The organism is Vibrio sp. 1167, assembly GCF_033340375.1.
In the GTDB taxonomy this organism is placed as follows: Bacteria; Pseudomonadota; Gammaproteobacteria; order Enterobacterales; family Vibrionaceae; genus Vibrio; species Vibrio alginolyticus.
The window spans coordinates 24937-38256 of sequence record NZ_JAWOWK010000002.1 but is presented as its reverse complement, the minus strand read 5'-3'; the positions used below and the strand labels follow the sequence as shown (position 1 = coordinate 38256).

11 protein-coding genes are annotated in these 13320 nt (G+C 41.6%); all 11 read right to left on the bottom strand.

Annotated elements, in window-relative coordinates; genetic code table 11:
- Positions 1–465: a hypothetical protein gene (locus R7Z78_RS03580; protein ID WP_169644466.1), complete on the bottom strand. Its 465-nt coding sequence runs from the start codon at positions 463–465 to the stop codon at positions 1–3.
- A gap of 943 nt (positions 466–1408) precedes the next feature.
- Complete coding sequence (cas6f, locus tag R7Z78_RS03575; protein WP_169644465.1) at positions 1409–2014, bottom strand: type I-F CRISPR-associated endoribonuclease Cas6/Csy4; 606 nt, start codon at positions 2012–2014, stop codon at positions 1409–1411.
- Positions 2015–2022: 8 nt separating this feature from the next.
- Positions 2023–3054 (bottom strand): type I-F CRISPR-associated protein Csy3, encoded by a 1032-nt coding sequence (csy3, locus tag R7Z78_RS03570; protein ID WP_169644464.1) that lies wholly within the window; start codon positions 3052–3054, stop codon positions 2023–2025.
- Positions 3055–3060: 6 nt separating this feature from the next.
- Positions 3061–5148: a type I-F CRISPR-associated protein Csy2 gene (locus tag R7Z78_RS03565; protein WP_169644462.1), complete on the bottom strand. Its 2088-nt coding sequence runs from the start codon at positions 5146–5148 to the stop codon at positions 3061–3063.
- A gap of 2 nt (positions 5149–5150) precedes the next feature.
- Positions 5151–6362, bottom strand: coding sequence for a TniQ family protein (locus tag R7Z78_RS03560; protein WP_169644461.1), 1212 nt, complete (start codon positions 6360–6362; stop codon positions 5151–5153).
- A 91-nt stretch (positions 6363–6453) separates the two neighbouring features.
- Complete coding sequence (locus R7Z78_RS03555) at positions 6454–7410, bottom strand: toll/interleukin-1 receptor domain-containing protein (RefSeq protein WP_169644460.1); 957 nt, start codon at positions 7408–7410, stop codon at positions 6454–6456.
- A gap of 23 nt (positions 7411–7433) precedes the next feature.
- On the bottom strand, positions 7434–8150 hold the full coding sequence (locus R7Z78_RS03550) for an RNA ligase family protein (protein ID WP_252044901.1): 717 nt from the start codon (positions 8148–8150) through the stop codon (positions 7434–7436).
- The gene (locus tag R7Z78_RS03545) at positions 8111–8653 is read right to left on the bottom strand and encodes a hypothetical protein (protein WP_169644459.1); all 543 of its coding nucleotides are present in this window, start codon (positions 8651–8653) and stop codon (positions 8111–8113) included. Before R7Z78_RS03545 ends, R7Z78_RS03550 begins: the two co-directional genes overlap by 40 nt.
- Entirely contained in the window at positions 8650–9927 is a 1278-nt protein-coding gene (locus R7Z78_RS03540) for a DUF3696 domain-containing protein (protein WP_169644458.1), read from the bottom strand. Before R7Z78_RS03540 ends, R7Z78_RS03545 begins: the two co-directional genes overlap by 4 nt.
- Before the next feature lie 18 nt (positions 9928–9945).
- Positions 9946–11739, bottom strand: coding sequence for a restriction endonuclease subunit S (locus tag R7Z78_RS03535; protein ID WP_169644457.1), 1794 nt, complete (start codon positions 11737–11739; stop codon positions 9946–9948).
- The gene (locus R7Z78_RS03530; RefSeq protein ID WP_169644455.1) at positions 11739–13217 is read right to left on the bottom strand and encodes an N-6 DNA methylase; all 1479 of its coding nucleotides are present in this window, start codon (positions 13215–13217) and stop codon (positions 11739–11741) included. The genes R7Z78_RS03535 and R7Z78_RS03530 overlap by 1 nt, the downstream gene beginning before the upstream one ends.
- Positions 13218–13320 lie beyond the last annotated feature (103 nt).

The window sequence follows — 13320 nt, the reverse complement described above, 5'->3', positions numbered from 1 at the left end:
TTAGTTGAGCTTTACTTTAGAGCCCTGAATCTTCTGAATTTTTTCAGCACTACTACTTACATGCTTAGCCGTTGTAGTAATACGCCCATCCGTCCCACTAAATTTAGTTTGTGTCTCGCCTGAACCAATAAGCACTTCTTCCTCTGCATGAAGTGTTATTTTCTTTGCTTTAACAACAAGCTCTTGTTCTTCCAGCAAAGACATGTAGATATCAACTAATGTTGGAATGGTGAGGTCTTCGGATAGAAAAGAGATACGGCAATCGAGTTTATTATCGATGGCCATAAAAATTTCTGACCGAGTAAAAGCACGGCCTAATGATGCCCAAATTGGTTGAGAAAATGGGTTATTCTCAAAATCTACTTTTACTCGATTCTTCTCTGGATGAACTTCCACTATCCAACCAATTCGAGAGCAGGGTTTTGAAGTGATGTTAAGGTTGTCTAGGGGTAGTTCTTGATTCATAGTCGACCTAGTACTTTTTTAGATCTAACTATTTTATCCCTGAGCGGTTTGAATAGGTAATGTGGAAATGAATAGTTACTACGATTGAAGTACGGACTTAAAAGACATTAGACCCAGACAATATAACTAAACCAGCCAGTAAATTGGTTTAATCGCGTGTGTTTTTCACTTTTCTATAGATTTATCTCGCACTCAAAGTTGTGAATCAAATCACACAAGCGAGGTTGCGATGTCATCACTATAACTTGAGCGTAAAGAGTAACTTATCAACCTTGACGCCTTTCCTCGTTCTCACACTTCAGTCTGTGCAAAAATAACTCAAAACCCTCACTCATCACTACCTTCCCAACCAATATACCAGAGTAAAAGCGTTAACAAAGGCTATCAAATAATCCAGTTCTCTGATGAGCCACAAAGTTTGAATGAGTAAGAAAAAGTCAGATTATGATATTTCGATTCTGGAATTGCCCATCGAAATCGTCTAGCGAAAACACACTGAATGAATAACGACAGCTCAGAAAAGCTTTAATTGTCAGACCTTGTTTGTATGACAAACTTTTGATTCCCCTAACTGACATGACACTAATAAACAAAAAACCATCAAGCCTAAACTCGATGGTTTTTATTAACTGCTTGTTCAGCAGGTCGGTTGCTTTCTTCCTGACCTATTCCTAGCTGCCTATGCGGCAGGACACTGATCTGCTGAGTGCAATTGCATTTGTTGCAAATTCTTAGCTGCCTATGCGGCAGGACACGGTCGGTGTTTTGCCACTGCACTTTCTCAAATATTCTTAGCTGCCTATGCGGCAGGACACTGTAGAATATAGTCTCTAACCATCTGATTCTGCGTGCTTAAAGTCACAATTCATCAAAATACCCTTTTTCTTCGTACTTCTGTAAGTGATTGTTTTTATTTCTCTAAAAAACAGCTTTAGAAAGAGGGTCAAAAACGTAATTCAGGTACTGTGCCTTTTCTTTCTTGATTGGTGGCTAAGCCATAGCTATTAAAGTTTGCAGCACCACGCTCACCGACAAGCTCCTTTTGTAAAAACAAAATATAATCTTCCCCAGATGAAGCGCTGGAGATTGGTATTCGATGGAAGCTATCGACGACACGCTCTTCATTAGTAGCTGGTAACGATGGTTCAACACCAGATAGTTCGGCTCTCGCCATGCTACGTTTAATTCTGCGTTTCTTAGAACCTAAAAAGCTTTTCCCAATCGTTTGATTGCGGGTAAACCTCACCTCTATCGCATTATCTGGCACTTCACAAACACTAGAAATCTCAAACAGACCTTCATTTACCATCAAAGAAAAATAGGGCTGAAAAGAGAGTCCAATCATCATCTCTTTATCTTCAGCCACAAAGGCGATGGTTTGACCAACCGTAACATCACTCCAGTCGGGAAAACTCACGCCTATTTTATTGATGGATTGTCGGTTATTGACCATAAACAAGTGCATTTGAGAGATACAACGCCCTGCTAACAGCTCATAGTCGGCTTGAACAGGGGTATAACGTATACAGAAGTAGTAACGCTTCGTCATAACCATCCTTACTTCGCTTTGGAACAATTGAAGAGACCACCCTTGATCAAGACCGACATAATAAAGTGCACGTCATTTGGGATGGTCTGAGAAGCTGTCATTGTCTCAATCCAATTCTCTGTATTTCTGACTAACTGGTAAAAGTCATTTCCATAGGAAACATGTCGCCTTGCTATAACGTACTCTCGGTCAGCTCCATACTCATTCACTCTTAATGGCTTATCTGCTTCTTCATGCCACCAATCGTCAATCGATTGCAACGCTGCACCAATTTTCTGACCATGAAAAGCAGCAGTTTCTTTTCCGTTCAATAATTCTACGGTAGCTAACTGCTTAGTAGGAGCACCATTTTCTTGATCATCCAAGAACTCTTGGCTTGGGTAAACCTCATCCCCCCAACCAACTCCAATTTTAGCTTTGACATCCATGTAGAAATATTCGGTCGGGTCAGATAGGGCTCGCATCAAATAAGCTGTAAGTTTTTCTAGGCATTCTGCTGAAGCTTCATCCCAATGACCATACCAAGAAAGCCTTGTTGCGTTTTCTTCAATCAAGGTTTGTGAATCACTGGTGGTCACTTCTATCGACAATTGTCGACACTCTCTGTTTCTCCAAAGCCAAGTACCAAGCAGTATATTCTTCGCGTATCTATGTGCGAGCTCCTGATACCCATTGAGCTCTTTATAAGTGTTAGCCAGTAACGAAAGTTTAGAGCGCACTTCGTCATCACTACAGGTATCTGGAGTTAGAGAGTTGGCTCGAATTCGAAGGGGAAATGCGCAGTAGATATCATCAACACCAGGTTTTACATAACACTCTTCGATGAACTGAGGATTGGAGTAAGCTAAATCTTGTGGAGCAACATTCTTTTCTACGAACTTACTCCCTTTATATGCTTCTGCATAACCACCTTTTGGTGCGCGCAACCTAGTTCTATCAATTTCAAGGGGGCACATCTCACCACTTTTAGATAGATAGTAGAAATATGCTTTGCCAGCAGAGAGTGATCGAACGTAGTTCAGCTGAGTGCAAAGTTCCATAAACGATTAATCCCTATAGTTTTTTATAAGAATAGTTTCGCTACTGCATTCTATCGACCAAAAGGCATGGTTGAAAAAGTGATCTCTTCCACTAAAACGTACTTCTATCGGATTCACTTTCTTAGCAAGCCCTATCGCATTCTCTGCATAGGCGTGACAATCGGTGATTGAGTTGCACCGTTTAGTTGGACATTCTAACAAATGGTAACCAATAGAAACTGGCAAATTATCGGCGTCTTTCGTTATTAAACGCTCTAGTTCATCAAAGTTACTCGGCTGGCTCTCACTTGGGTATAACCATCGCCCGTATGCTGGTAACCCTTTTATGACATGGAAAAGCTCGCTCCTGCTGGTAAACGTCTTCAGCCACTCAACCTGTGTCGATAACTGTGGTTGGTATAATGCCCCTCCAGCGAAAGCAACGGGAAGTGCCGTTTTAAGCGCTGCCTTAAAATCTGAAATTCGGCTGTCACTGTGGACTCTGATAACTAAGTCTATTTCTAGGTCCGCCAATCGTTCACTACGAATAGTTGGTCGCTTCGCGTTTGAAACCGTTCGCGCTTTAGCGACCGAGTTAGGTTCGGTAAGCTTCGCTGTCGGTTGAATCTTCTCGCTTCGAACATAAAAAGAGAAACTCGAAAATTCAAACAGGGAATTACAATTAACTAGCTTATTGAACTCCCTTTGATAACGGTGCATAAAGCCCCAAATAGCCGTCAAAGAAGGAGCACCACACAAATAAGGGCTGCTCATTGCGACAGCATCTTGCACTTTCATTGATGACAAATAGATATACTGCTCGCCCGTTACCTTATCTGCATTACCAGTAGGTTTACTGAGCTGTTCGAGAATCCATACAATTTGGGCTTTAACGAGCTGCATAAGCTTAGGGTGATAGGCAAACTTGGCGGCATACTTATTATTCTGAAACGTGAGATGCAAGTGACGGTTAAACTCACTGGCTAAGGAGCCCAGATCCGATTCTGGTTGGGTCAAAAAGGCTTGAGCTAAAGTGTCATCATGTTCCAATTGCTGCTGGTTGGGGTCAGCGTCAACGATATCTCTTAATTCAATTAATGGCAGCATCCACAACGCTATCTGCTTTCGCAATATCTTACTTCTAACCTTACGAGCGCTCTCTCTTTGCTTCTGTGTTTTTGATGGCTCTGAACCAATTAGATGATTTAAAACCTGACAAACTTTGGTATTAGTTACCTGATAGTCATCAAAGTAGTGACCACTCTTTTTTCGACTTTCAGGTAACGTTCCACCTCTCGCTGGTTTGACGTCTAGCGGGTAGTTTAGGGCTTTCATATTCCCACCTAAACTGCCACACAAGTTCCCGATACTTGCCGAGTTCGGCAGTGACGAAGACACAAAGCTAAGCTTACTTTCTCGATTTCTCGATCTCACTTCTAACTCGCTCTGAATGGCATGGCTGACCACTGGGGTCAACGAAATATAATTATCCCCCCATGGAAACCGTAGCTGCTTACTGTAAGAACTGACGTTATCGGGAAAATGATTATCAGGGAGCTGCTCTTCAATTGTATGTTTTAAGCGAGCAAGTGACTTAGCACTTAGACCGAATTCTTTGAGCAACTCAATCCAAATGGAGCTTTCTTGCTTGATAAGTGAAAGGATGCATACGGGCTGTGATTGCCAACTAAAAGGATTCAATAACCACAATGTGTGACGATATACCGCAGAGTTATGCGCCCACCCCAAGCGCTGCTCTAATACTCCGCTTGAAATGAATACCTCGGTTGTCGTAAGAGCCTGTGCAACTATCCGCTGATCTTTAACTCGACAGTCTGGAAACTTGAGATTATGAGTGTGGAACCATTTAATTTCATCAAGGGACGCTTCTAAGTTCTCAGCCGCTTTTAAATGCCTTTTAGCACGAGCTAAATCCAACCAATCCGAGCATCTATCCGCTTGATGGCTTGAACTGAGATTGAGCAAGATCGTTAATGCCTCTTTTTCACACCCTTCAACACAGACATCTTCTGTATAAGGCATGAACATCTTCTTTAGCGTAACCTGCTTTACTGCTTCGTCTTCAATTGCTAATAAGTCACTTAATTTCGTCATAATTACCACTCAGGCAGATATACACTTAAACCATCACTTTCAGAGCTCATTCGAGTCAGCTTTGTTTCGATGACACTTCTCAGAGTAAACGCTGATTCATGACTCGCTATCTTTGTATGCATTCGCGGCCTAATAGCGGCTTTGATCTCACCAAACTCATACAACCGATATACTTCATCTGTTGTACAAGAGAGCAATGTAGAAGCATCTAAGGGGCTGAGCAGTACATCACCGATATTTCCTTTTGCGGTTGAAGGTACTGTTGCCATAAGCTGAGTAAAGTAAGCTAACACCTGTGCAAGCACGATATTGTGACTCAACTGCCGACTAGGTAACTGACGACAATCTTTAAGCAGAGCGCCAAAGGCTTCATTGAAAAACACCTTCTTCCAATCTTTTACTCGAACAAGTTCTGCCTTCTCTTTCAAGGTATCGAGGTCTTGCCATAGCGCCGTTGGCCAAGCGCTACAGTATTCAACGAATGACTCAAAACTGAGATCATCGATATCACCATAACGATTTATATACCAAAGTAAAAAGCCATAGCGCTCAGATAACATCATTTCTCCTGTTAACAATCCCAAGGGTTTTGAATCATTTCCTGACAACCATCGAGCGACCAATATCTCAGCCTCTGGGGCATCCTCTACGGGCGAATTTCGCAGTTCAAAACCACATTCACATTGGCTAATACTCTCGAGACTTTGATATTCAAGTCTCGACTTACACTCGGGGCAATGATGAACCAGTCTACAGCCATGGTGTTCACAGGCTTGGTGAGAGATAAATTGCCACTGCTGGCGAATGTAAGGGGCTTCGTCAATACACAGAGGGCAAATTGGCGTGAAGCGTTTGCGAAGAAAAGCATGAGGGTAATCAAAACCGAATCTATGTACCGCTTTGTATTGAGGAGAGAATTGAGCTTTTGAATGTGATAATGCTAGACGCAGTACACCAAAGTTGTTGAGCTTTAATTGGTTCTCAAGATGGATAAGCACTCGAACCCGCATTTGGCTTGTGGTTTGAGCGTGGTAGATATTGACTCGCTTGAGCTCTAAGGGGAAAGCACCAGCCACCGCCTCATGCTGATCCATCGTGTCGAACCAAATATCTTCGGCGAAATGAGAAAATCGCTCGTAACCTTGCTCTTGCGATAAGCGCAACAAGAAGCTTTCGAGCGATTCGTCAGGGTAAAGTTGAATGTCCGTTTTCACATGCCACCACTAAAACTTAGAATATCTAAGTTTTAGTTTCGCTGATATTCCCATTAATGCAAATTTTAACTGTAATAAGTATGAAAGCAGATCACTGTAGAGAATGAATAAAAGACGACCAAAAGTATTCTGCTGCACCTTGTTGCGTAAGTTGTTCTTCCGTGTCACTTGTTCGATAAAAATTCATCCCGCTAGCTTTTAAGTACAATGAAAAACCATCATTTTCAACACTTAGCCAATCATTCATACTGTTATCATTCTCAGAGCTTGAATAACAAATAGTATTGCGCTCAAAGTGCCCACTACCATACCAAATATTACACACGCTCTTCTGACTGCCGTTTTCATAAATATAAGCACAAAAACGTGTCGAGGTAATTTGCTTAAAACGAACTTGTATCTGCTGGTTCCGATTACCTAGTTCTTCTAAAGAGCCTTCAAAATAACGAGCTATGTAGTCAAAACTTGTTTCCAAAAAGCAATCTCTATCATGATCACTAAACTCTTGTTTTAGTCGCATATTACTCGAACGTGGTAAAGCGACGCTTTCTGACTTGATAGGAGGTTGAGGACTAATGAAGCTAGTAACACTTTTGGGGATGGGACTACTTGGAAGTTCTTCAATTGCCACTCTGATCTGTTTTGCGATAATTGTGAATGCTTCTTGTTGATTCGCAAACATGGTTACCGGCTTTCCATCTGTAGGTGTTGCCAACAGCTTTCCAAAGGGTGCATGATGCCAATCACACGGATGTAGAATGACAGGGATCACTTTCGCTTCCCCGAGTTCATGCTTTTCTAGTGCTCTAACCATTTCTTTTTCATAGCAATAATTTGAAGCCAAGAAATGAGCACTTACCAAAAGAAGAATTACATCTGAATCTTCTAAATTTTGACTAATATCTTGATCAATTTCAGAACCAACCACAATTCGGCGATCATGCCACGTAGTAATCAGTCCTTGTCTTTTAAGCATAGCAAGGTGGACTTCTAATTCATTTCGTAGCTCTTCATCAACATGACAGTACGAAAAAAATAAATTTGCCATTACCTCTCCCTCTCTACTTTAAATTAATACTGAATTTTGTTTGGAATTAGAGGCTTACGAGACCAGTGTTCATCAATAGTTTGAGTAAAATCAGCCCTGACTAATTTGGCTCGTTTCTCAAGCCAGTTCCCTTTATCCTTCCTCAAATAAATACCTTCAATTTTATTAGCACCGTAATATGACGGTTGGTCTAACATCAATTTCAAGTCTTTGAGACTAAATCTACCTTGATTCAACGGTGAAACAATGGGGATACCCACATTCACTAGAACCTCATTCCTTCTTTTAACAGAATAAAATTTGCCTGCTGATCGACTATAGAGATCAAAACCAATAAACCAATTTGGTAGCTTTTCATAACCAATTGAGTGCTCGGCATAACACCATTCACCAAAAAGTATTAGATCCTTATCAAGAGCTAGTTTAAGTTGATACTCATATTGTTTTATCCATTTCCACAAATGCTTAAACTGACCACCTACACCTTTATCTATCCAAGCCCCTCGATTTTGTGCTCTTAATTCCCCATGCTGATCAACTGAGAGGCCCACATTAGCCCCATCAACTTTCTCCTCAACAACTAGCTCTGAAGATAAAAAAGATTCCACTTCTAATGGTGACAGTAGTTTATCACCCCTAGGTTCTCGACCACCTAACCAAGCGATATGGGGAGTATGAGGAAATCGGAAAAATTCAGGTATCATTTTGCTTTCTTTTTTCCCCAGCTCTTTTTGTTCCAATCATCAATAAGCTGATGAACATTGACGCCTGCAGCCACTAATTCGGTTTCCCAATCATACCAATCGGTATCACAAGCATTAACAATCGTACATTCTGGTTGTTCTTCATTTGCTTTAATACAAGCAGCGACCATTTTTGTATCCGCGAGGTCATGAACAACTGTTTTTAAAGGCTCGTTTAAAACGGCAACTTTGGCAGTGTGAGCGGGGTTGCTATCCCACTCGATATCTACGAAGTCAACTTCATTTCTCGATATTTTGTCAAAAAACACACGCTGCCCATAGTCTTGCTCCGTCAGTTTATTTGAATATTCGTTGGGAATCTCCCAATCAGTATCAATAACCATCCGATCTGCTCCAGCCTCAAATGATGCTAACCACTCAAATACTTTTTCTGCTTCAAGGGGGTCTTCAACTGGATGCTTTTCTGAGCGAAAGGGGGATTCAGGGTGCTCTCCACTGGCTACAATAAGTACGTTAGTATCAACTACATGTCTGCTCATTGTTTCGCTCGCTCTGCTTTCATTCGTTGCATCGTTTCTTGAGCTTGCTTTCTCAATTCACCAGTAGCATCACCGAAAAAGTTTTTCGGCCATTCTTCAAGTCGCCCATATTTATCCATACTCAATATTTTCAACACCGCATCTGAATTTTTTCGTTCAACAAAATACAGTGCACACTGTTCTGGCTGCGCCTTTTGGGTTGCAACCAAAGTTTGCATACGTCTGAATAAGTGCTCGGAATGTGTCTCAACGATAAATTGAACATCACGTTCTAAGCTAACTTCCAAGAATAACTCAGCAAGTAATGACTGAGCCAGAGGATGCAAATGGATTTCAGGTTCTTCTAAGATAATCGTTGACTTTTCTGGTGCGAAATATGCTAATACAAGCACAGGAAGCACTTGCGACACACCTGTACCAACATCAATTAGATTTGCCGCTACACCATCTCGATGAACAAGTATGTTGTAGTTACCTGCACCAATATGTTTGACCTCAAGCTTATCGGCGATGCGCATTTTTTTGAGCCACTTTGATACCGCTTCAACTAGGCCATCGCTCTTTTTGCCTGATGTATTATTACTAGCTAACAATGCAAAAACGGCCTCGCTACCATCGACTCCGATGATTCCTGGGCGAGTTCTATTCCATATATACGTTCTTCTAGGCTTGCTTCTGAGAGGACCTAAATAAGAGACGGCTTCAAGATCTCTTAATACCGACAGACTGATATCTTCTACGTCACTTCCACTTGGCCCTAAATCGTAAATTGCATCTTTAGAAAATGACACACCACGCTCAGGCGAATACTCTCTACTTTTCAGGCTAGTTCGAGTCTCATTTGGCAAATAAATATTAAAAGCACCTTTGTCAGAACGTTGAGCTCTAAACCAATTCTCACTATCCTTACTAAGTTGGAGTTGATCGATTACTGGGCTTTGCTTCGAATCCTGCTTATAGTCAACTTTAAGAAAGCTACTACCCTGCTTACCATCAACATCCATTTCAATAGAAATTTTTCTGTTTTCAGGATCTTTCGTTAATAGATCGTCAAATGATCCCATGTCCACATAGTCATTTGCCTCGTCTCCCCCCAGATTTAAATGAATCGTTCTATCTGGGGATGTTGCCGTCTGTTTCATTAATAACAGGCTTTGTAAGAGGCTAGATTTCCCTGTTGAGTTTTCACCAAGTAAAAGAGTCACTGGGGCAAGGTTGACATCTCCTGACTCACGCCACGCTTTAAAATTGGTAAGTTTGATTCTCTTAAACATAAAAATATCCTTCGGGCTCTAAACAGCCTGTTCAACAATAGCATCAGTAAGGTGTAGTTGTGTTGTTTGAGACTCTTTTAAGCGAGTTTTTAGAAACTTACATTGCTCTAGTAGTATGTCGACTAACTCAACTAACCTTTTTTGCTCTTCAATACCAATCACTGGAATAAGCAAATCACGGCATTGTTCTAAAGACAGATTGTCTTGCCCAGCAGTCCCTTTCACTTCTTTTAAAACTGAGTTTAGAGTCAAGTCACAAGATAATACGTAATAAAGGTAACGGTTGAAAACGACGTCTACTGGTTTAAAAACAGCTAATGCCTGATTCATATTCCATTGTGTATATTGATCAGTAAGAATCGTCACTTTACCTAGAGGCGGTCCAACAATGTTCATTATCACATCCCCTGGGCTTGCCATAGATCGCTTTAGTTTTCCTTCATGTACACCTTGAGAAATAAAAATTGGTCTGTAATCAAAGTCCAATTGATTATCTACAATGTTATAAACTTTTAAGAAAGGTACATCTCCGATTTCTAGTAACTCTGTTTTACTTGGTGTTGTTCCCTTTGTAATGAAGTCACAAAAACATCGGGCTTTTAACATCACCCTGTTAGCACCAACTTCAGCTTTGGCGCTTTCGAGTTCAGCTTCTATAAGCTTAAACTCCTTGGCTGAAGCAGTTAACTTTTGTTGCTCTAGGATACTATCCAAATGATTTGAAACAGGTGTATCAGAATCTAAAGGCTTTGATAGCTTACCCATCACCGCCAGTTGCAAAATGGTTTGTTTTAGCTGATCAATGCTCTCTTCGGTGGTGAACAATGTATCGAAGTGCTCGCTGATTCGACCCCAGTTTTGCATTAGCTCGTCGGCATCATCAGAGTTGGTAAGTGTGTCTAACAGCGTTGTTACCAATACCTGATGGGCTTCAATGCTGGCTTCGGTTTGTTGCTCTAATTGGTCGCAGACTGTCATGAGTTCATCGACTTTGGCGACAATGCGGTGTTGCTCTTCAACTGGAGCTACAGGCACAGCTACAGATAAAACTGAGCTTGTGTTTAATTCGACTTGCTTCGTAGAGCCAGAAACTAGGGCGTTCTCATGATCTGGCTGTATTCTTGCTTGAATACCTGGTGCCATAATAAAACACCATAAAAATCGGCTATAACAATTGTTTGGTCGAATTACAGTAACGTGTGAATCAGCAACGATACTCTTTTCAGGAATATTAGTGATCACATTTGCACGACCAACAGTGCCTGTGCCTGTTGAATTCCAAAGAATATCATTGTCCTGCAAATATCTTTCATCCTGATATTTTTCAAGACTTTCATCAGTCACATAACGAGCAGGAGATAAATCAAATCCTGAGTTTTGCACACACTTTTGGGATACTACTTGTACACTTCCTGTCTCAGCATACTTGGGGCCTTTCCCTCGCTGAATATATGTCGTCAAATCTTGTAAATGAGCCCATTCCCAGCCAACTGGTAGTATGAAACTTTTTTCTTCGTCTGATATCTCTGGTAATTTTTTCGGTTTTTTTATCTTTTTATCTTTCACCAACTGTGCTTTTTCAGTCGCAATTCGCTCAAGCAACACAGAAGCAGGTTCATCCGTTGAATCTTGGGGCACCAGCTTACCTCGTACTGCCAACTCTAAGATCAGCTCACGTAGCTTCTTCACACCATAAAGCTCACGCTTTTTGCTGCTGCCACGACCAGAGGATGACTTGGTTTTAACGGTTGAAGTCCAAATGTCGATATTGTCAGTGATCAACTGATTCATGGAGGTCTGTTCTACACTCATTATTCAGCACCACCCGCAGACGAATTCAGGGCTTCACCTAGAATACCTTTAAGTTGATTACGAAGCTGTGAGATCTCTTGCTGCTGCTTTTGGTAGCTATCTAACAACTCGTTTGGATCGTGACTTACCACTTCACCTTGATATGGGTTCTTAATATCTAGGTTGAAGTTGCGCTCAATAATCTCTTCAATAGAGACTTTCCAGGCGTGCTTGTTCTCAACACGAGAAGCAAACCCGTCTTCTTCGCTGCCCCACCAGTCTTGCTCTTGCTTGAACTCTTCAAACTTCATTGGCTTGGTTTTGCTGTAGTTCTTAACGCCTTCTGGGTATGGATGTTCGTAGAACCACACCTCTTTTGTCGGCTTGCCTTTAGTGAAGAACAGAATGTTGGTTTTGATGCCTGTGTATGGGTTAAATACGCCATTAGGTAAACGCACGATGGTGTGCAGGTTACACTCTTCGGTTAGCATCTTTTTGATTTTGGTTTTAACGCCTTCACCAAACAATGTGCCATCTGGCAGTACTACGCCTGCTCGACCGTTGTTTTCATCAAGCACTTCAATAATAAGTTGTAAGAACAGATCGGCAGTTTCACGCGTCTGCATTTCGGCTGGGAAGTTCTTTTCAATGCCGTCTTCTTCTGTACCACCAAACGGAGGGTTAGTCGCAATCACATTAATGTTGCTGTCCCAACTTGAAAGCGGCTTGTTTAGCGTATTGCCGTGTTTGATTTGTACGGGTACTTCAATGCCGTGCAGCATCATATTAGTGATACAAAGTAGGTGCGGAAGCTGTTTCTTCTCTACACCGTGGATTTGCTTTTGCAGCGTTTGGTGATCAGATGCCGTTTTCACGTAATTGTTTTTAACGTGGTCGAATGAACAAGCAAGGAAACCGCCCGTACCCGTTGCAGGATCCATGATAGATTCACCAAGCTTTGGATCTAGGCGGTCAACGATAAAACGAGTCACAGCACGAGGGGTATAGAACTCACCCGCGTTACCTGCACTTTGTAGGTCTTTTAAGATCTGCTCGTAGATATCACCAAATAGGTGGCGCTCTGAAGAGTCAGTAAAGTCAATTTCGTTAAGCTTGTTGATCACTTGGCGCAGTAGCGTACCGTTTTTCATGTAGTTAAACGCATCGCTAAATGCTTCTTTAACAACAAAGCCACGCGGGTTGAGGTCAACCGGTGCCGTTAGGTTTTTCAGTTTGTAGAACAAGTCGTCGTTTACGAACTCAAGCAGCGCTTCACCGGTAATGCCTTCGGCATCTTGAGCCCAATTACGCCACAGATATTGTTCTGGGATTGGTGATTTGTAGTCGTCCAGTTCGAGCTCTAACTCTTCTTCTTGAGCGTCAAATACTTTAAGGAAGAGTAACCAAGACATTTGACCAAGGCGCTGTGCATCACCGTCGACACCCGCATCTTTACGCATGATGTCTTGAATAGATTTAATTACTGAACTGATAGACATATTTTTCTTACTTTTCGTATTCTAAAATTAGGCGGTATTATATCAGGTATAAGGACCTGATTAGTGCCGTAAAAAGCAATAAAGGCCAGCATTTCGCGACCTT

What these genes read in the sequence shown, in the direction of transcription:
- R7Z78_RS03580 (WP_169644466.1), bottom strand. Translation starts at nt 465, where the DNA reads ATGAATCAAGAACTACCCCTAGACAACCTTAACATCACTTCAAAACCC.
- cas6f (WP_169644465.1), bottom strand. Translation starts at nt 2,014, where the DNA reads ATGACGAAGCGTTACTACTTCTGTATACGTTATACCCCTGTTCAAGCC.
- csy3 (WP_169644464.1), bottom strand. Translation starts at nt 3,054, where the DNA reads ATGGAACTTTGCACTCAGCTGAACTACGTTCGATCACTCTCTGCTGGC.
- R7Z78_RS03565 (WP_169644462.1), bottom strand. Translation starts at nt 5,148, where the DNA reads ATGACGAAATTAAGTGACTTATTAGCAATTGAAGACGAAGCAGTAAAG.
- R7Z78_RS03555 (WP_169644460.1), bottom strand. Translation starts at nt 7,410, where the DNA reads ATGGCAAATTTATTTTTTTCGTACTGTCATGTTGATGAAGAGCTACGA.
- R7Z78_RS03545 (WP_169644459.1), bottom strand. Translation starts at nt 8,653, where the DNA reads ATGAGCAGACATGTAGTTGATACTAACGTACTTATTGTAGCCAGTGGA.
- R7Z78_RS03540 (WP_169644458.1), bottom strand. Translation starts at nt 9,927, where the DNA reads ATGTTTAAGAGAATCAAACTTACCAATTTTAAAGCGTGGCGTGAGTCA.
- R7Z78_RS03535 (WP_169644457.1), bottom strand. Translation starts at nt 11,739, where the DNA reads ATGAGTGTAGAACAGACCTCCATGAATCAGTTGATCACTGACAATATC.
- R7Z78_RS03530 (WP_169644455.1), bottom strand. Translation starts at nt 13,217, where the DNA reads ATGTCTATCAGTTCAGTAATTAAATCTATTCAAGACATCATGCGTAAA.